We start from the raw sequence: 18191 nt of genomic DNA, 5'->3' as shown, positions 1-18191 counted from the left end.
CTCAGGACTCCTTCGAGGGCCGGGGCGCGGAGGTGGACGGGGGCAGGCCGCCGTTGAAGCGGGTGTCGACGAAGGACCCGAAGTCGACCTTCCGCGGGATCAGCTTCAGGCCGGCGAAGGTGTCGACGATCTGCTGCTCGGAGGCGATCAGCGCGTCGTCGACGGCGACGGGGACCCGGGTGGCGTTGGTCCGCCGGACGGAGGCGAGCGCCACCTCGTACGGCAGCCCGGTGTCCTTGGCCCAGACCTCGGCCCACTTCTCCGGGTGCGCGTACACCCACTCCTGGGCGCGCCGCAGCCGCTCCAGGTAGTCCTTGATCGCCGCGGCCTTCCGCCCGTCCTTCAGCGCGCTCGGCGCCGCGACCTGGAACGTGAGCCCGTTGGTGACGCCGTCACCCGTGGTCAGCACACGGCCCCGCTTCGCCTGGAGCACCTGCGAGGTGTACGGGTCCCAGACCGCCCACGCCTCCACCTTGCCGCTGGTGAACGCGGCCAGCGCGTCGGCCGGCTGGAGGTACTTGACCTTGACGTCGCCCAGGGTGAGGCCGGCCTTCTTCAGCGAGGCGACGAGCTGGTAGTGGGCGGAGGAGCCCTGGGCGACGGCCACGGACCGGCCCTTGAGCTGCCGGGGCGAGGTCAGCTTGGAGTCGTTCGGGACGAGGATGGTGTCGCCCTTGGAGGTGCCGTGCCAGGCGGCCACGACCGTGATCTTCGAGCCGGCGCCCGCGGCGAAGACGGGCGGGGTGTTGCCGACGCCGCCGATGTCCACGGCCTTGGCGTTGACGGCTTCGAGGAGCGGCGGGCCCGAGGTGAAGGTGGACCACTTGATCGTGTAGTCGAGGTCCTTCAGTTCTCCGGCGGCCCGCAGCACGGCCTCCGAACCGCCCTTCTGGTCACCGACCTGGAGGGTGAGGGAGCCGTGGCCGTCGGTGCCGGTCGAGGTCTGCGCGGCCGAGTTCCCGCCGCACGCCGACAGCAGAAGAGCGAGGGGGAGCAGCAGCGCGGCGGGGACGAGATGTCGTCGCATGGGGTGTCCGTTCATCGGATGGGGCGAGAGAAGAGGGGGAGGGACGGGCGGGAGGAGGGGACGGAAGAGGGGACGGAGGAGGAGTGGAGTCAGGCGGCGGAGGCCTTGACGGCAGGGCTTTCGGCGGCAGGGCTTTCGATGCCAGGGCTTTCGGCGGCGGTGTCCACGCCGAGGCGTTCCAACAGGGAGGCCCGGAGTTCCGCGAAGCGGGGGTCGGCGATGTCGCGCGGCCGGTCGAGATCGACGGTCTGCTCGTGCGCGATGACACCGCCGTCCATCACCAGGACGCGGTCGGCGAGCAGGACGGCCTCCTCAACGTCGTGCGTGACCAGCAGGACGGCGCAGCCACGCCGCTGCCACACCTCGCCCACCAGACGCTGGGCCTTGATGCGGGTGAGCGCGTCGAGGGCCCCGAAGGGTTCGTCGAGCAGCAGCAGATCGGGCTCGCGGACCAGCGCGCGGGCGAGCGAGGCGCGCTGTGCCTCGCCTCCCGACAGCGTCTTCGGCCAGGCCTGCGAGCGGTGACCGAGGCCGACCTCGTCGAGCGCCTGCTCCGCCACCGCCCGCTCCGGCTTGCCGGGCAGGCCGAGCAGCACGTTGCGCCACACCCTCTTCCACGGCATCAGCCGCGGTGCCTGGAAGGCGACGGCCTTGCGGCGCGGCACCAGGACGGTGCCCTCGATCTCGCGGTCCAGTCCGGCGAGGACGCGCAGCAGGGTGGACTTGCCGCAGCCGCTGCGGCCGAGCAGGGCGACGAACTCGCCCGGCCGCACGTCCAGGTCCAGAGCGTCGATGACGGCACGTCCGTCGAAGGAGCGGGTGAGCCCTTCGACATGGACGGCAAAGCGGCTCACCGGCCGGTGAACGTCGGTCGCCATTGCAGCAGCAGCCTTTCCAGGGAGCGGACGATGAAGTCGGCGAGCAGGCCGAGGAAGGCGTAGACGATCAGGCAGACCACGATCACGTCGGTCCGCAGGAAGTCCCGCGCCTGCACCATGAGGAACCCGATGCCGGAGTCGGCGTTGACCTGCTCGGCGAAGACGAGCGCCAGCCAGGCGATGCCGAGCGAGTAGCGCAGCCCCGTCAGCGCGCCGGGCAGCGCGCCCGGCAGGACGACATGCCGCACGAGTCCCCAGCGGGACAGCCCCAGCGACTCGCCCGCCTCGATCAACTGGGCGTCCACGCCACGGATACCGGCGTAGACATTGAGGTAGAGCGGGAACGTCACGCCGAGCGTGATGATGGCGGTCTTCGGGGTTTCGCCGATGCCGAACCAGATGATGAACAGCGGGATCAGCCCGACGAACGGCACCGTCCGCAGCATCTGCAGCGGCGCGTCCACCAGGTCCTCGCCGATCCGGAACAGCCCCGACACCAGGGCGAGTCCGGTGCCGACGACGGTGCCGAACAGCAGTCCGGCCGCGACGCGCCGGAGCGAGGTCGCCATGGCGGAGGGCAGCGATCCGTCGGCCACCAGCTCGCGGCCGACCTCGGCGATCCGGCCCGGCGAGGCGAGCACGTCGGACGGCAACACGCCCGTGGCGCTGAGCAGTTGCCACAGCAGCAGGAGCAGGACGGGGCCGGTGGTACGGCGCAGCCAGCGGGGGACTCGGGCGCGGCGGGCGGAGGCGGGGACGAGGGGCTGAAGGTCGAGCGGGGACTCCTCATCCTTGGATATAGCCGGTATGTCGGATTGATGCGCGGGCGGGGCATGGCTGATGCTCATGAGGACTCCGGGGAGGAGGGCGAGCGGTGGGGAACCGCACCCGCGGACGGGCGGACGCGTGCGGCATCGCGTTCACGGGGAGTGCGGGCAGCGCGTCACGGCCGGCCGGAGGCACGGGAGAGGAGAAAGGGCGAAAGCCGGGAGGGGAAAGGCGTCAGCAGCCGCGGCGACACGCGGCGGAAACCACCCGCAGCAGGTCGATGTGACCGCGCGTGGTGAGCAGGGCTGAACGCAACATGCCGCAGAACGTAGCCAGATGACATGACCCCGGTCAACGGCCGTCTCGGCAGGTGGACCTCCCGTATCGCCGGTCGGGCAGACCCTGCGGCGCCCGCACCGCCGTATGCGCCACGATGGTGGCATGTCAGATGCCTTCACCACCCGAGTCCTCCATGTGGCCTCCGGCACCCGGGAGCGGGTCGTCGACCTCACCCGCGACTGCGAGGCCTTCCTGCGCGAGGCTGCGGCCGGCCGCGACGGCCTGCTCAACATCTTCGTGCCGCACGCCACGGCCGGCATCGCCATCATCGAGACCGGCGCCGGCAGTGACGACGATCTGCTCGCCGCCCTGCACACCCTGCTCCCGGCCGACGACCGCTGGCAGCACCGCCACGGCAGCCCGGGCCACGGCCGGGACCACGTCCTCCCGGCGATCGTCCCGCCGCACGCCACCCTGCCGGTCTTGGAGGGCCGGCTGGAGCTGGGGACCTGGCAGTCGGTGTGCCTGGTCGACACCAACAAGGACAACCCCGACCGGCAGGTCCGGCTGAGCTTCCTGGGCTCCTGAAGCGCCTGAAGCGCCTGAAGCGCCTGCAGGTCCTGCTGGCCCGGGAGGCCGCGGCCCGGCATGACAGCGGCCATCGCGAGCAGAGTTCCCCGGTGATCGAGTGGTCAGTGTCAGAGGGCAGGCGTACGGTCGAACGGTGAGTCGCGTAGTGGACGCCAGCGTTCACTGATCTCTCGCCCCGGGCCCGCGTCCAAGGGTGCACATCATGAGCAGCAGCCCCCAGCCCACCTCCGCACCGCCCGCCGCCGCACAGGACCGCGGCGGGGGCGGGAACGCGATGGCCCTGCTCGTCATCGCCTCGTGCCAGCTGATGGTGGTGCTCGACATCACCATCGTGAACATCGCGTTGCCCCACATCCAGAGCGCGCTGGACTTCTCCACCACCAGCCTCGCCTGGGTGGTCAACGCCTACACGCTCACCTTCGGCGGTCTGCTGCTGCTCGGCGGCCGGGCCGGCGACATCCTCGGCAGACGGCGGGTGTTCATCTTCGGCGTGCTGCTGTTCGTGCTCGCCTCGCTCCTCGGCGGCCTCGCGCACAACTCCGGCCAGCTCCTCGCCGCTCGCGCTCTGCAAGGGGTCGGCGGTGCCATCGCCTCCCCGACCTCCCTCGCCCTGATCAGCACGACCTTCCGCGAGGGGCCGGAACGCAACCGCGCCTTCGGGGTGTTCGCCGCGGTGTCCGCGGGCGGCGGCGCGATCGGGCTGCTCGCCGGCGGCATGCTCGTGGAGTGGCTGAACTGGCGGTGGGTGCTGTTCGTCAACGTCCCCATCGGCGTGCTCATCGCGCTGGCCACGCCCCGCTGGATCCGGGAGTCCGAACGCCACCCCGGCCACTTCGACATCGCCGGCGCGCTGACCTCCACCGTCGGCATGGTGCTGCTGGTGTACGGGTTCATCAGAGCGGCGCAGGAAGGCTGGCGGGACCCGCTGACGCTGGGCTCGTTCGGCGCGGCCGTCGTCGTCCTCGCCGTGTTCGTCCTCGTCGAGCGGCGCTCGCGGCAGCCGATCACGCCGCTGCACATGTTCGCCGACCGCAACCGGGCCGGTACCTACGGCATCATGCTGTGCCTCGCCGCGGCGATCTTCGGCATGTTCTTCTTCCTCACGCTCTTCGTGCAGAACGTGCTGAACTTCAGCCCGCTGCGGGCCGGGCTCGCCTTCCTGCCGGTCAGCGCGGTCATCGCGGTCGGCGCGGGGCTGGCCTCGCGCTTCCTGCCCCGGTTCGGCCCGAAGCCGTTCATGGTGGTCGGCGCGCTGCTCGCGGCATCAGGGCTGGCCTGGCTGACGCTGACGGACGTGCACTCCACGTACGCCGGCAGCATCCTCGGGCCGATGCTCGTCTTCAGCCTCGGCATGGGCATGGAGTTCGTGTCCCTGACCCTGATGGCGCTGTCCAACGTCGAGGTCCGCGAGACCGGCGCCGCCTCCGGGCTGCTCAACGCCACCCAGCAGGTCGGCGGCTCGCTCGGACTGTCCATCCTGGTCACGATGTTCGGCACGGCCAGCCGTGACGAGGCCGCCAAGCAGATACCGCGGTTCCTGGCACAGGCCACGCCGGCCGAGCGGCTGCGCTTCAAGCACACCGGACAGCTGCCGTCGCGCTGGGCGGACGAGATCCTCACCGCCGGCGTCTCCAGCGCGTTCGTCATGGCGGCGATCTTCACCGCTGTCGCCGCCGTCATCGCCCTCTTCGTCATCCAGGTCCGCCCGTCCGACCTGGAACGCCTCCAGGGCGGAGGCGCGGGGGCACCCGGCGCGGTCTGAGCGCTTCCCCACTCGTGTCGGGTCTCGGGGTGTGCGCTACGCGTCGTCGTCCCCGATGCGCACCAGCGCCACCGTGATGTTGTCCGGGCCGCCCTCCTCGATCGCGGCCCGCCACAGCTCGAACGCGGCCCGGCCGTCGTCGTGCTCGCGCAGGATGGCGTCGAGCGCCTCCGGCGCCACCGGGTCGGTGAGCCCGTCGCTGCACAGCAGATAGCGCTCGCCGGGCGTGCGGGGTACGGCGATGATGTGCGGCTCCACGTCACGGTAGCCGGGGCTGCCGCCCAGGCACTGGGTCACCATGGACGTGGTGCGCTGGCCGGGGTGCAGGGGCGGACTGTCGTCGACGCTCACCTGGCGCAGGCCGTCGGAGGAGTGGGCGAAGACCCGGCTGTCGCCCACGTTGAAGATCAGCACGGAGTCGGGCCGCACGACGAGGCCGGCGATGGTCGTGCCCATCGCGGTGAGGTCGGTGTCCTGGTCGCCGCCCGCGGCCTCGTACAGGGCGCGGTTGCAGTCCTGGAGGGCGTCGCGCAGGGCGTCCTCGCTGCCCAGCGCCGGTCCGAGCGCTGCGATGCTGCGGACGGCGAGCGCGCTGGCCAGGTGGCCGCCGGGATGCCCGCCCAGTCCGTCGGCGACGGCCACGGTGAGGGGGTGCTCGCCGAGCGGGAAGACCAGGGTCTGCGGGTTCTCGGTGACCGTGGCGCACAGCGTCCAGGGGCCGACGGCGAGCGAGTCCTCGTTGCGCTCACGCAGCAGGCCGGGATGGCTCAGCGCGCTCACCGCGACGTACGCCATCGAGCGCCACCGCCTTCCCGAATCGGCTCCGCCGACCGGGGGCCGGGGCTGCTGTCACAGTCTAGATCGTGTCCGCGAAGTCGCGCCTGCCGCGACGCCCGGCACGCCCCTCTCGCCGCAGCGGCACCGGCCCGGCAGGTGTCGCGTCGGTCGGGCCGGGTCAGGCGCGGGCCGCGGAGGGGCAGGCGGACGCGTCGGGCAGGTGCTTCTTCGCCCACTCGGCCAGTTCGCGCAGCGCCGGCTCCAGGGCCTCGCCGGCCTCGGTGAGCCGGTAGGAGACCCGCAGCGGTGGCCCCTCGTCCACCTCGCGCAGGACCAGCCCCGCCGCGCCCAGCTCCGTGAGCCGGTCGGAGAGCATGCGCTCGCTGATGCCGGGGATGGCGCGGCGCAGGTCGGTGAAGTGCGCGGGCTGCTCGACGAGGACGGACACGATCTGGCCCGTCCAGCGCTTTCCGAGCAGCTGGAACACACGGGTGATGCCGTCGTCCACCCGTTTGCACGCTCCCGCGTCGTGGCTCTGCTGCGCCGTCATGACTCCAGGGTACTACCCTGACGTAGGGGGATGAAAAAAAGTAAGTCCCTGTGCTATCAATAGTTGAGTACGAAACGTCAGCCCCGGGCCGGGATGTCCCGGGCACGTCTTCCTGGAGCAACGCATGGCCACCCTGCTGCACATCGACTCGTCCCTCTTCCCGAGCGAGGCGTCGGCCTCCCGCGCGGTGACCGAGGCCTTCCGCAGGACCTGGGAGGAGCAGCACCCCGGCGGCACGGTCGTCTACCGCGACCTCGCCGTCGACCCGGTCCCGCACATCACCGTGGACAGCCACACCGCCGGCTTCGCCGACCCGGCCACGCACACCGCCGAGCAGGCCGCCGCGTTCGCCGAGCGGGTCAAGCTGATCGAGGAACTGGAACAGGCGGACGCCGTGCTGATCGGCGCGCCGATGTACAACTACACGATCCCGTCCACGCTCAAGGCCTGGCTGGACAACGTGATCCTGTTCGGCCGCACCGCCGGCGAGAACCCCTCGGCCAAGGGCACCCCGGTCACCGTCGTCGCCAGCCGCGGCGGCTCCTACGCGCCGGGCACCCCGCGCGAGTCCTACGAGTACGTCCAGAACTACCTGCGCGCCGTCCTCGGGGACGCGCTCGGCATGGAGGTCGACTTCATCGTCCCGGAGCTGACCATGGCCCCCCAGAACCCGGCGATGGCCGAACTCGTCCCGCTCTACGAGGCGTCCCGCACCCGCGCCCTGGACGAGGCGGCGACCAAGGCGAAGCAGCTCACCGAGCGCCTGGCGGCCTGACCGGTCCCGGTGCGCACGCGGATGCGCACCGGGACGCGCGGGCCGGGACCGTGTCGGCGAAGTCCCGTCTGCCGCCCGACGCGGAGTAGATCTAGGTGATCGTGTGTTCCGACGCTCGCGTCGTCGGGAGCAGTTCGCGGATGTCGTGGGGGAGGGCGCCGGAGAGCTTGTCCATCAGTTCGGGGGACACCGCCGCGTCCAGGACCTCCAGGACCGCGGCCGAGCGCTGGACCGCGGTGTCCTCCGAGACGCCGGCCCGCCAGGCGACGCGCCCGGCGAAGGTCGTCAGGTCGAAGCGCTCGCCGACGGTACGGGGGTGGCCCGACTCCCCGGCGCCCGTGGGGCGCAGCGCGCCGCCCAGTTCGTGCGGCAGCTGGGCGGCCAGGTGCTCCGCCAAGCCGGCGGGGACGCGTTCGGCGAGGGTGCGCAGCACCGCCCGGAGCGTCTGCTCGGCCTCGTCGCGGTCGACGAACCCGACCCGGTCCCGCACCGTCCGGACCATGTCGTCGTACTTCATGATCACACTCCTCGTGCGGTCCGCCTCTGGGTGGCCGCGCCGCCGTCACGTGCCCGGCGTGTCCCGGGTGTCGTCGGCGCGTTCGCCCTCTGCCTGCGAGGGCGTGGTCCGCGGCGGGTCGTAGGCGTCGCCCGCCGGGCCGGTGCGCGAGGCGCGCGATTCCGCGACGGCGTCGTCGGCGTCGTCGCGCTCGCCCTCGGCCTGGGACGGTGTCTGCTCGTAGAACTCGGACATCGGTGTCACCCCTCGGCGGCCGGCCCCGCGTCCGCCCCGGCGGGCGGACGCACGCATCGGGCGCTGCGCGAGTACCCGCCGGGCACCCTGGCATGCAGCAGTGATGGGGTCGGCATCCGCGGGTTTCCCGCGTTCGGACCGCGTCGCTTGCGACGGCGATCGAGGCCGTCGCGTCGCTCCCGACGGCGATCGAGGCCGTCAGCCGGCTCGACGCCGGCCGCTGGGCCGATCGGATGACGGCCGGCCACCCCCTAGGCGTTGCCGGCGCTGCCGCCGCCCTCGCTGAAGTCGTACGGCCCGCCGCCCCGCCACTCGATCAGCTCGGGGTCGTCGACGGCGTGGTCCTCGCCCGGGAGGCCCGCCCCGTGCACCAGGTCCAGCACGTCGAACAGGCTGTAGGCGACCCCCACCTCGGCGTCGTCGACCGTCACCCGGCGTCCTCCGTCCTCGGACGGCGGGTGCACGATCACGGGTGTACGCCTGTTCATGGCACCACCATGCGCCGGAACAGCTCCGGACGCAGCTCGACGGATCATCGAACCCCCTGTCCGAGGGACCGGCCCTGGTCGCGGGTCATGCCCCAAGTGTGCTCTCGACGGCCGCCCTGAGGAAGGACATGCGCGGGGCCGCGGTCACGCCTCGGCGCGGGCCGGGAGAAGCATCAGGGAGCCGTCCGGGGCGGGCCCGACGCGTACGCCGTCACTGATCCGGTCCAGGACCCCGCACAGCCAGGCGCGGTCGGCGGCCGGTGCCGCCTCCAGCCGCATCCGACGGGACCGCAGCACCACCATGCGCAGCCGCAGAAGCCGGCCCGTGTCCGCCTCCAGCGTCGCCAGGTGGGCGAGGCGCAGGTCGTCGCGGAACTCCTCGTACCCGGTGATGCCCTCGTAGTCGTCGACGAAGTCGCCGCAGCCGTGCAGCACGAGCCGCCCCCGGTACACCTCGACCGGACGCGGATGGTGCGAGGAGTGACCGTGGACGACGTCGGCGCCGCCGTCCACCAGAGCGTGCGCGAACCCGACCTGCTCGCGGGGGACCCGGTACCCCCAGTTGGAGCCCCAGTGGACCGACAGCACCACGAGGTCACCGGCCCGCTTCACCTGCCGTATCCGCCGGACCGCCGCCGCGGCCGACGCCGCCGACAGGTCGGGCAGGTACGCCACCCCGGGCAGGCCCGGGCCCGCCGCCCACCGCGGCGGCACCCCGCTGGTGCGCGCCCCGAGCCCGAACACCAGGACCCGGCCGCCGCCCGGCACCGGCACCGCCGCCGGCGCGTACGCCTCCTCTGCCGTACGGCCCGCCCCCGCCGTGCGCAGCCCGGCCCGATCCAGCGCCTCCAGCGTGTCCAGCAGGCCCGGCCGGCCGAAGTCCAGGACGTGGTTGTTGGCCAGCACGCACACATCGGGCCGGGCCACCGTGAGGGTGGGCAGGTTGTCCGGATGCATGCGGTAGTGCACCGCCTTGCCCGGCGCGAACGCGCCGCCGCACGTCACGGACGTCTCCAGATTGACGATCCGCACGTCCGGCGCCGCCGCCTCCAGCACCCGCAGCGCCTCGCCCCACGGCCAGGACGGCTCGACCGGCGCCGGGACGGGACCGCTCACCGACTCCACCAGCCGTACGTACGTGCGGGCGTCGCGGACGTACTCCTCGCGCAGCCGTGGATCACCGGGCCGCGCCAGGATCTGGTCGACGCCACGCCCCAGCATCACGTCACCGCACAGGAACAGCGTCACCGTGCCGGTGCTCATACGTCCACCGTACGAGGGGGCGCCCGGCCGTACCGCCGGCCCGGGTCTCGGCGGCCCGCCGTACCGCCGATATCCGGGCCCCGCCACGGGTACCCCGTACGTGCCACGGGTGCCGGCACCGCACGTGGCGCGGAGCCGCGCAGGCCCGCACGGAGGCCGTCATGGAACTGGTCGAGGAATCCCCCCACCGCTACCGCATCCCCGCCCACGGCGCGATGCGCGTGCCCGGCGTGGTCTTCGCCTCGCGGGCCCTGCTGACGGACGCCCGGCAGGCGTTGCAGCAGGTGGTGAACGTGGCCACGCTGCCCGGCATCGTCGGCGCGTCGTACGCCATGCCGGACGTCCACTGGGGCTACGGCTTCCCCATCGGCGGCGTCGCGGCCACCGACGTGGCCGACGGCGGGGTCGTCTCGCCCGGCGGCGTCGGCTTCGACATCTCCTGCGGGGTGCGGCTGCTGGCCGCCGACACCGACGCCGAGGCCTTCCGCCGCGCGCTGCCGGCCGTCATGGACGGTCTCGACCGGGCGATCCCGCGCGGCGCCGGCCCGGGCGGCGTGTGGCACCTGACCGGCCCCGGCCAGCTGGAGCGGATCCTGGCCGGGGGCTCCCGGTACGCCGTCGAGGAGGGGTACGGCGAGGCACGCGACCTCACCCGCTGCGAGGACGGCGGCGCGGTCGCCGACGCCGACACCGCCCAGGTCGGCCCCCGGGCCCGGGAACGCGGCCTCGCCCAGGTCGGCAGCCTGGGCTCGGGCAACCACTTCCTGGAGGTCCAGCGGGTCGACGAGGTCTACGACGCGGAGGTGGCGGACGCTTTCGGGATCGCCGCCGGACAGGTCTGCGTGATGATCCACTGCGGTTCGCGCGGTGTCGGCCACCAGATCTGTACCGACCATGTCCGCGCGATGGACCGCGCCATGCCCCGCCACGGGATCACCGTTCCCGACCGGCAGCTGGCCTGCGCCCCCGTCGACTCGCCCGAGGGCCGCGACTACCTCGGCGCGATGGCCGCCGCCGCCAACTACGGCCGTGCCAACCGCCAGTTGCTCTCCGACGCCGCCCGCCGCGTCTTCCGCCGGGCCGCGGGCGCCCGGCTGTCGCTGGTGTACGACGTCTCCCACAACCTCGCCAAGATCGAGAGCCATCCGGTGGCCGGTCCGGGAGTGGACGCCGTGGCGGGCCCGGGCCCGGGCCCGGGCCCGGGCGCGAGCGTGGAGACGGGGACGGGGCCGGGCGCCGAGACGGGGCCGGGGGAGCGGCGCCGGTTGTGCGTGCACCGCAAGGGCGCCACGCGCGCTTTCCCGCCCGGCCACCCGGACCTGCCCGAGGACCTGCGGGACGTCGGCCAGCCGGTGCTGATCCCCGGCACGATGGGCACCGCCTCGTACGTCCTGGCCGGGGTGCCCGGCGGCGACGCCTTCGCCTCCACCTGCCACGGCGCAGGCCGTGTCCTCAGCCGCCACCAGGCCGCCCGCGAGACCACCGGCGCGCAGGTACGGGACCGACTGGAGGCCGCGGGCATCGCCGTACGGCCCCGCTCGCTGCGCGGCCTGTCCGAGGAGACCCCGGAGGCCTACAAGGACGTCACCGAGGTGGTCGCGGCGAGCGAGGGCGCGGGACTGTGCCGCACGGTGGCGCGGCTGGTGCCGCTGGGGGTGGTGAAGGGCTGAGCGGGACCGGCGGGGAGTGCGGCGGTGGTCCGGGGGAGTGCGGCGGTGGTCCGGGAGGCTCGTCGGACGTCCACCGCGCACAGCCCTCAGACGTCCACCGTCACCGCGCACGACCAGCCGTAGGGCCCCGGCGCGATGTGCAGCCCGTGCCACGACACCCCCTTCGGCGCGGCCCCGGTGATCTCCACGTCGCCCAGCCCGGCCAGCGCCAGCCGGACCTCCAGTCCTTCCTCCGCCTCGTCCGCCTCCAGGTCGACCGGCACCTGCCCGTCCACCTCCAGCCGGAAGACGACCTCGTCCAGCAGGGCCGCGAGGAGGTCGTCGTCGTCGTTCTCCGCCAGCCGGATGTGCTCGACGGACGTGGGCCGCACCGCCGTGACGTCCGCGAAGCACTCCACCATGCCCAGCGCCGCCTCCACCAGGCAGCGCTCGCGGCTCGCGCCCCACGCCTCGATCCGCACGTCGGCCGTGTGCGGCACCGTCCGGTGCCCGCTGCCGCCCTGCCGCCGTTCCTGGATGTCGTCGTCCGTGTCACCGACCATGGCGCTCATCACCCTGCCCTACGGCTCGGCCCCGGCCATCTGTGTCCGGATCCGATCGTCCCTCGGGGAGGGGTGCCGCGTCGAGCCGGGTACGTGTGACGGGAGAACGGCGCGGGCGCCAAGCCGTGCGTGACGCGGCGAACAGGGCGGAATCCGGGACCATGAAGCGGAGAGGTGACGTGCATGAGGTTCGGAGTGTCGACCTTCCTCACCGACGAGGGCATCGCCCCGGCGGTCCTCGGCCCGGCCCTGGAGGAACGCGGACTGGACGCCCTGTTCGTCGCCGAGCACACGCACATCCCGGCCTCCCGTGAGACGCCGTACCCGGGCGGCGGTGAGCTGCCGCGCGTCTACTACCGCAGCCTCGACCCGTTCGTCGCCCTCGCCGCTGCCGCCGCCGTGACCCGCACCCTGCTGCTGGGCACCGGGATCGCCCTGGTCGTGCAGCGCGACCCGATCGTCACGGCGAAGGAGGTCGCCACCCTCGACCTGGTCTCCGGCGGCCGGGCCGTCTTCGGGGTGGGCGCGGGCTGGAACCGCGAGGAGATGCGCAACCACGGCACGGACCCGCGTACCCGGGGCCGCCTGATGGACGAACGCGTCCGCGCCGTCGTCGAGCTGTGGACGCGGGAACAAGCCGAGTTCCACGGCGAGTTCGTCGACTTCGACCCGGTCTACTGCTGGCCGAAACCCGTGCAGCGGCCGCATCCGCCGATCTACGTCGGCGGCGGGGGCGACCACGCCTTCGCCCGGGTCGCCGCCTACGGGGCGGCCTGGATGCCGACGGGCGTGCCGCCGAAGCGGCTGGGTGAGCAGATCGACCGCCTGCGGCAGACCACGGGCACCGACACGCCCGTCGTCGTGTACGGCGCCCCGCGCGACCGTGAATCCCTCGACCTGTACGCCGCGCTCGGCGTCGAACGTGTCCTGCTGCACCTGCCGACCCGCCCCGAGGACGCCACGCTGCAGCGGCTCGACGAGTACGCCGGCCTCGTCGCGGCGTACCGCTGAGAGGGCAGGGAGGAGCCCGCCGTGCCGGACATGGCCGAGGCCGAGGCCCGCCGGCGGTTCGCCGCCGCACGGGTCGCCCGGATGGCGACGGTCGACCCGGAGGGGCGCCCGCACCTGGTGCCGGTGGTCTTCGCCGGGGGTGAGACGGACGGCGGGCACGGTGCCCGTGCCGGGCACCCCGTGGACGTCGTCACCGCCGTCGACCACAAGCCGAAGCGGTCCCGGCGGCTGGCCCGGCTGCGCAACATCGCCGCCCACCCGGCGGTCACCCTGCTCGTCGACCACTACGCCGAGGACTGGGACCGCCTGTGGTGGGTCCGCGCCGACGGCGACGCCCGCGTCCTCCCGCCCGACGCGGCGGACGGACGGACCCGGGCGGAACACGCCGCCGCGCTCGCCCTCCTGCGCGACAAGTACCCCCAGTACCGCGACCGGCTCCCCGACGGGCCGGTGATCGTGGTGAGCGTCCACCGGTGGACGGGCTGGCGGGCCGTGGCCGGGGACGAGCCCGGTAACCTGGCGGGATGACCGGCTCCGCAGACTCCCCGACGTTCACCCTCGCCTACGTCCCGGGGGTGATGCCCGCGAAGTGGGTGGGGATCTGGAACGAGCGCCGGCCCGACGTGCCCCTCACCCTGCTGCAGATCACCGCCGCCGAGGCACCCGACGTGCTCCGCGAGGGCCGCGCGGACGCGGGCCTGGTGCGGCTGCCGGTCGACCGTACGGTGTTCAGCGCGATCCCCCTCTACACCGAGACCACGGTGGTCGTCGTCCCCAAGGACCACCTCGTCACCGCCGCCGACGAGGTCACCCTGGACGACCTCGCCGACGAGGTCGTCTTCCACCCCCTCGACGACGTGCTCGGCTGGGAACAGCCGCCCGGCGAGCCCGGCTTCGAGCGGCCCGCCACCACGCAGGACGCGGTGGAACTGGTCGCGGCCGGCGTCGGCCTGCTCTACGTGCCGCAGTCCCTGGCCCGCCTGCACCACCGCAAGGATGTCACCTACCGCCCCGTCGCCGACGCCCCGCAGTCGAGCGTCGCCCTGTCCTGGCCCGAGGAGGCGACGACCGACCTGGTGGAGGACTTCATCGGCATCGTCCGCGGCCGCACCGTCAACAGCACCCGGGGCCGCCGCCCGGAGCCCGACGCCGACTGGACGCCGGGCAGGGCGGCGACGCGGCAGACCGGCGGCAGGGCCGCGGGGCAGTCGGGCGGCAAGTCCGGTGGGCAGTCGGGCGGCAAGGCGGCGGGCCGGACCGGGGGCAAGGGCCGCGCGGGCACGGCGAAGAGCGGCGGGACGCGCCGCACCGGCCGCCCCCGCCGCCGTTCGTAGAACCGCGTCGGGCCACCCGCGACCGCCGTTCGCAAACCGCACCGGCCACCCGCGGCCGCCGTTCGTAAACCGCCCCCGCCACCCGCGGCCGCCGTTCGCAAACCGCCCCCGCCACCCGCGGCCGCCGTTCGTCAGCCGCCCTGGCCGACCGCGTCCGACCGCGTCCGACCGCATCCGACCGCATCCGACCGCGTCCGACCGAGTCCGCCCCCGGCCGCCGTCAGCGACCTCGGCCCTCGGGCCGCCGTCAGCGGCCTCCGCCCCGCGCCGCCGTCTCATCCCGCAAGACGCTCACCCGCTTTCCGCCACCTCCGGCGGCCCTCACCGCGTCAATGGAGGAGAGACACCGCTCGCAAGGATCACCAGGGGGACGCATGGGGCTGGCCCATCTCGGCATGACGGCCGATCAGGAGCGGCTGTACCGCTACCTGCTGCGCGACACCACCGCCGGGCTCGACCGGGCGCGGGCCGAGCTGGACATGCCGGACGTGGAGCGGGTCGCCGCCGAACTGCGCGCCCTGGGGCTGCTCCACGGCACGTGCACCGCCGTCACGCCCGCCAACGCCGTGGACCTGCTGGTGTGGCGGCGGGTGGACGAGACCCGGCGCCGGCTGACCGAACTCAGCGTCGCCTGGGACGTCCTCGCCGAGCTGACCGAGGAGCACCGCAGCGGACGCAGCGTGCGGCTGGTGGAACACCTGACGGACAGTTCGTCGGTCACCGCGCGCATGCAGTCGCTGCTGGAGCAGGACCCGCGGGAGTTCGTGCACCTGAAGCGGCGGGCCTGCGAGCCCGGCAACAGCTACGACGCCGCCCCGTTCCAGCGCCTGCTGGCCGGCGGCATGCGCAGCCGGACGCTGTTCTCCGCGCACGTGCTGCACGAACCCGGTCAGGCTTCCTACGCGCGGTCCTGGCACGCCCGGGGCGATCTGCACCGGGTCACCCGCGAGCCGTTCCGGCACCTGGCCGTGATCAACCGGACCGTCGCCTTCGTCCAGGCGGACCCGGCCGACCCCTGGGCCGGAGCGCTTCAGATCCGCCAGCCCGGGGTGGTGGCCATGCTGGCGGAGGTCTTCGAGGGCATGTGGGACCGCGCGCAGGAGGTGGAGGACCTGTCGCTGTCGGCCGTGGAACAGCGTGTGCTGGACGCCCTGGCCCGCCATGACACCGACGAGGCCGCCGCCCGGTCGATCAATGTGTCGGTCCGCAAGTTCCGCGCCCACGTGGCGGACCTGATGCGCACGCTCGGCGCCAACAGCCGCTTCCAGGCCGCCCTGCGCGCCAAGGAGCGCGGCTGGCTGTGAGGGCCGGGCCGCCGCCGGTTCACCGCCCGGTGCGGGTCACTTCCCGGCCGTCCGGCCGATCGACTCCACCAGAGGCAGCAGCCGGTGCGGGACGCGCTCGCGCAGAGCCACCTCGGTGCGGGTGCGCACCACACCGGGCAGGCTGATCAGCTTCTGGATCACGTCCTCCAGATGCGCGTTGTCCCGCGCCACGACCCGGGTGAGCAGATCCCCGCCGCCGGTGATCGAGAAGGCCTCCACGATCTCCGGCACGGCGGCCAGCGCGTCGCCCACGTCGTCCAGATGGCCCTGGGTGACCTCGATGTGCACGAACGCCAGCACCGGGTGGCCGAGCGCGGCGGGGGACAGCACCGGGCCGGTGCCGGTGATCACCCCGTCCCGCTCCAGCCGGTCGAGGCGGGCCTGGAGGGTGCCGCGGGCGACGCCGAGGATCCGGGCGTACTCGCGCACGCTCGTGCGCGGCTGCTCCAGCAGCAGCCGCAGGATGCGGGTGTCCAGCTCGTCCACGGCCATCGGCCCGTGCGCCTCCTCCGGCCCGGTGTGATCGTCGTCGACTGTACCAATGGCCCAGCCGGGGGAGGCCTGCCGACTGGTCCGTTGGCCTGCCGGTGGCGGACGCGGTGAGCACTTCGCTGGGCCAATGGACCAGTCATTCGGGTGCGACTTGAGCCAGTGACCCCAAGGGTGCTGTCATATCAGCGTCGATGGCGCTGCGGACCCCGCGGCGCCTTTTTCGTGCGTGTGTCCCGCGCCGTGTGCGCGCGTGTGTCCGAAGGGGGCGGTAGACAGTGCTGAAGAGGATGTTCGTGGCTCCGGACCCGGGGCGGGCGCGGCTGCGCTTCGCCGCGCGGGCCGTCCTCGGCATCGGCCTCGCGGTCGTCGTGTGCGGCCTGGCCGGACATTCCCTGCCGGGCGTCGTCACCGGCGGCCTGGCGGCACTGCTCGCCCTGTTCACCGTCACCGACGCCACCGTCCGCGGGCAGGCCGTCACCACCGCGCTGCTGCCGGTCGTCGGGCTGCCCGTGCTCGCCGCGGCGGCCGAGCTGCACGACGACCCGATGCTGCGCGACCTCACCTTCCTCGCCGTCGTCGGCGCGGGCGTGTACGCGCGCCGCTTCGGCCCGCGCGGCCACAGCCTCGGCGTGTTCGCGTTCATGACCTTCTTCGTCGCGCAGTTCCTGCACGCCACCCCCGGCCGGCTGCCCGAGCTGTCCGCCTCCGTCGTGCTGTCCGTGCTCAGCGCCGTGGCCGTCCGCTTCGGCGTGTGGTGCTACGAGCGCCGGCTGCCCCCGGCCGCGGTGCCCGCCCCGCCCGGCGGTACCGGCCTGAACCGGATCACCACCCGGCAGGCCGTCCAGGCCACCGCGGGCGCGGCCTTCGCCCTCGTCGCGGGCCAGCTGGTCTCCGGGGAGCGCTGGTACTGGGCCGTCGGCGCCACCTGGTGGATCTTCGTCAACACCACCTCGCGCGGCGAGACCCTGGTCCGCGGCTTCCGCCGGGTCCTCGGCACGGTCATCGGGCTCGCCCTCGGCTTCCTGGTCGCCGTCCCGGTGCACGGCGCGCCCCTGCCCACCGCCGTCCTCGTCGCCGTCTGCGTCTTCGGCATCTTCTACACCGCCGCCGTCTCCTACACCTGGATGATGCTCTGCGTCACCCTGCTCGCCGAGTCGCTCTACGGCCTGCTCGGCGTCCTCAGCCCGGGCCTGCTCGCGCTGCGGCTGGCGGAGACCGGCGTGGGCGCGCTCGGCGCGGTCCTCGCGGTGCTGTTCGTACTGCCGGTGACCACCCACGCCGTCACCGACGCCTGGATCCAGCGCGCCCTGCGCTGCGTCCACGCCTGCACGGCGGAGGCCGCCGCCCGCCTCGCGGGCACCCCGGACGCCGACCCGGCGCCCCGCGTGGCCGAACTGGAGCAGCTGCTCGGCCGGGTACGGCTGTCCCTCGCGCCCCTCGTCCACCCGCTGAACCCGATGCGGGGCCGCAAGCGGCGGGCCCGCCGGGTGCTCGCCCTGCTCGACGACTGCGCCCGCGAGATCCGCGGCCTGGTCGCCGTCGCCGCCGACCCCGAGGCCTCCCACGACGCCCGCCTGGCCGCCGCCTGCTGGCGCGTCGAGGCCGCGGTCGAGGCGCTGACCGGCGGCGCCGCCGAGGTCCCGGTCGCCGAACGCCCGCCGGTGACCGAGCCCGCCCTGGCCCATCTGCACGGCATCGAACGCGCCCTCGCGGAACTCGCCGCGCCGCTGCGCGGCCCGTCGGGCTCGCCGCTGGTCGGCGCCTGAGGAGGCGGTAGTACCGCCGCCTGCAACGCCGTACCGGGAGTACCGCCGCCTGCAACGCCGTACCGGTAGCACCGCTGCCCGCAACGCCGTACCGGCGAACGCCGTACCGCCGCCCTGACCAAGCGCCGTAGCCGTCTCGCGG

At 73.7% G+C, this 18191-nt stretch carries 20 protein-coding genes; 9 read left to right on the top strand and 11 right to left on the bottom strand.

All coding sequences use genetic code 11. The features are described 5' to 3' along the window. Position 1 precedes the first annotated feature (1 nt). From IE308_RS13565 to IE308_RS13555, 3 genes are all read right to left on the bottom strand, one after another. Positions 2 to 1027: an ABC transporter substrate-binding protein gene (locus IE308_RS13565; protein WP_190218084.1), complete on the bottom strand. Its 1026-nt coding sequence runs from the start codon at positions 1025 to 1027 to the stop codon at positions 2 to 4. Between the two features lie 89 nt (positions 1028 to 1116). Next, a complete protein-coding gene (locus IE308_RS13560) occupies positions 1117 to 1905 on the bottom strand; it encodes an ABC transporter ATP-binding protein (protein WP_190218083.1) in 789 nt (262 codons plus the stop codon). Next, entirely contained in the window at positions 1878 to 2753 is an 876-nt protein-coding gene (locus tag IE308_RS13555; protein WP_190218082.1) for an ABC transporter permease, read from the bottom strand. The genes IE308_RS13560 and IE308_RS13555 overlap by 28 nt, the downstream gene beginning before the upstream one ends. Before the next feature lie 361 nt (positions 2754 to 3114). Here IE308_RS13555 and IE308_RS13550 point away from each other — a divergent pair, with 361 nt between their 5' ends. After that, on the top strand, positions 3115 to 3540 hold the full coding sequence (locus IE308_RS13550) for a secondary thiamine-phosphate synthase enzyme YjbQ (RefSeq protein ID WP_110626622.1): 426 nt from the start codon (positions 3115 to 3117) through the stop codon (positions 3538 to 3540). Between the two features lie 205 nt (positions 3541 to 3745). Continuing rightward, complete coding sequence (locus IE308_RS13545) at positions 3746 to 5305, top strand: MFS transporter (RefSeq protein WP_190218081.1); 1560 nt, start codon at positions 3746 to 3748, stop codon at positions 5303 to 5305. A 36-nt stretch (positions 5306 to 5341) separates the two neighbouring features. On the opposite strand, the gene IE308_RS13540 is transcribed toward IE308_RS13545, so the two are convergent. After that, positions 5342 to 6100, bottom strand: a complete 759-nt coding sequence (locus IE308_RS13540) for a PP2C family protein-serine/threonine phosphatase (RefSeq protein ID WP_110626620.1) — start codon at positions 6098 to 6100, stop codon at positions 5342 to 5344. A 160-nt stretch (positions 6101 to 6260) separates the two neighbouring features. After that, positions 6261 to 6632 carry a winged helix-turn-helix transcriptional regulator gene (locus IE308_RS13535; protein ID WP_110626619.1) on the bottom strand — a complete coding sequence of 124 codons (372 nt, stop codon included), beginning with the start codon at positions 6630 to 6632 and terminating at the stop codon, positions 6261 to 6263. Positions 6633 to 6756: 124 nt separating this feature from the next. On the opposite strand from IE308_RS13535, the gene IE308_RS13530 reads away from it, so the two are divergent. After that, positions 6757 to 7407 (top strand): FMN-dependent NADH-azoreductase, encoded by a 651-nt coding sequence (locus IE308_RS13530; RefSeq protein ID WP_110626618.1) that lies wholly within the window; start codon positions 6757 to 6759, stop codon positions 7405 to 7407. 91 nt (positions 7408 to 7498) lie between these two features. On the opposite strand, the gene IE308_RS13525 is transcribed toward IE308_RS13530, so the two are convergent. The 4 genes from IE308_RS13525 to IE308_RS13510 form a co-directional block, all read right to left on the bottom strand. Continuing rightward, the gene (locus tag IE308_RS13525; RefSeq protein ID WP_110626617.1) at positions 7499 to 7924 is read right to left on the bottom strand and encodes a DUF2267 domain-containing protein; all 426 of its coding nucleotides are present in this window, start codon (positions 7922 to 7924) and stop codon (positions 7499 to 7501) included. A 45-nt stretch (positions 7925 to 7969) separates the two neighbouring features. Next, complete coding sequence (locus IE308_RS13520) at positions 7970 to 8158, bottom strand: hypothetical protein (RefSeq protein WP_190218080.1); 189 nt, start codon at positions 8156 to 8158, stop codon at positions 7970 to 7972. A gap of 251 nt (positions 8159 to 8409) precedes the next feature. After that, entirely contained in the window at positions 8410 to 8646 is a 237-nt protein-coding gene (locus IE308_RS13515) for a hypothetical protein (RefSeq protein ID WP_190218079.1), read from the bottom strand. A 144-nt stretch (positions 8647 to 8790) separates the two neighbouring features. Next, positions 8791 to 9909: a CapA family protein gene (locus tag IE308_RS13510; protein ID WP_190218078.1), complete on the bottom strand. Its 1119-nt coding sequence runs from the start codon at positions 9907 to 9909 to the stop codon at positions 8791 to 8793. A gap of 161 nt (positions 9910 to 10070) precedes the next feature. Here IE308_RS13510 and IE308_RS13505 point away from each other — a divergent pair, with 161 nt between their 5' ends. Continuing rightward, a complete protein-coding gene (locus IE308_RS13505) occupies positions 10071 to 11579 on the top strand; it encodes an RtcB family protein (protein ID WP_190218077.1) in 1509 nt (502 codons plus the stop codon). An 86-nt stretch (positions 11580 to 11665) separates the two neighbouring features. Here IE308_RS13505 and IE308_RS13500 read toward each other — a convergent pair whose 3' ends face one another. After that, positions 11666 to 12121 carry an archease gene (locus IE308_RS13500; RefSeq protein ID WP_190218312.1) on the bottom strand — a complete coding sequence of 152 codons (456 nt, stop codon included), beginning with the start codon at positions 12119 to 12121 and terminating at the stop codon, positions 11666 to 11668. Between the two features lie 183 nt (positions 12122 to 12304). Between IE308_RS13500 and IE308_RS13495 the strand changes: the two genes are divergently transcribed. From IE308_RS13495 to IE308_RS13480, 4 genes are all read left to right on the top strand, one after another. Further along, the gene (locus IE308_RS13495; protein WP_110626612.1) at positions 12305 to 13132 is read left to right on the top strand and encodes an LLM class F420-dependent oxidoreductase; all 828 of its coding nucleotides are present in this window, start codon (positions 12305 to 12307) and stop codon (positions 13130 to 13132) included. 21 nt (positions 13133 to 13153) lie between these two features. After that, the gene (locus IE308_RS13490; protein ID WP_373314497.1) at positions 13154 to 13660 is read left to right on the top strand and encodes a TIGR03668 family PPOX class F420-dependent oxidoreductase; all 507 of its coding nucleotides are present in this window, start codon (positions 13154 to 13156) and stop codon (positions 13658 to 13660) included. Next, positions 13657 to 14466 carry a LysR family substrate-binding domain-containing protein gene (locus IE308_RS13485; protein WP_190218076.1) on the top strand — a complete coding sequence of 270 codons (810 nt, stop codon included), beginning with the start codon at positions 13657 to 13659 and terminating at the stop codon, positions 14464 to 14466. Before IE308_RS13490 ends, IE308_RS13485 begins: the two co-directional genes overlap by 4 nt. 374 nt (positions 14467 to 14840) lie before the next feature. After that, the gene (locus IE308_RS13480) at positions 14841 to 15770 is read left to right on the top strand and encodes a helix-turn-helix domain-containing protein (RefSeq protein ID WP_110626610.1); all 930 of its coding nucleotides are present in this window, start codon (positions 14841 to 14843) and stop codon (positions 15768 to 15770) included. A 36-nt stretch (positions 15771 to 15806) separates the two neighbouring features. Here IE308_RS13480 and IE308_RS13475 read toward each other — a convergent pair whose 3' ends face one another. Beyond that, positions 15807 to 16283 (bottom strand): Lrp/AsnC family transcriptional regulator, encoded by a 477-nt coding sequence (locus tag IE308_RS13475; protein ID WP_110626609.1) that lies wholly within the window; start codon positions 16281 to 16283, stop codon positions 15807 to 15809. A gap of 275 nt (positions 16284 to 16558) precedes the next feature. Here IE308_RS13475 and IE308_RS13470 point away from each other — a divergent pair, with 275 nt between their 5' ends. Continuing rightward, complete coding sequence (locus IE308_RS13470) at positions 16559 to 18049, top strand: FUSC family protein (protein WP_190218075.1); 1491 nt, start codon at positions 16559 to 16561, stop codon at positions 18047 to 18049. Positions 18050 to 18191: the final 142 nt, after the last annotated feature.

The sequence above is a fragment of the Streptomyces griseosporeus genome (assembly GCF_014656055.1).
In the GTDB taxonomy this organism is placed as follows: Bacteria; Actinomycetota; Actinomycetes; order Streptomycetales; family Streptomycetaceae; genus Streptomyces; species Streptomyces griseosporeus.
The sequence above is the reverse complement of the archived record's forward strand: the minus strand, read 5'-3'. Positions and strand labels throughout refer to the sequence as shown.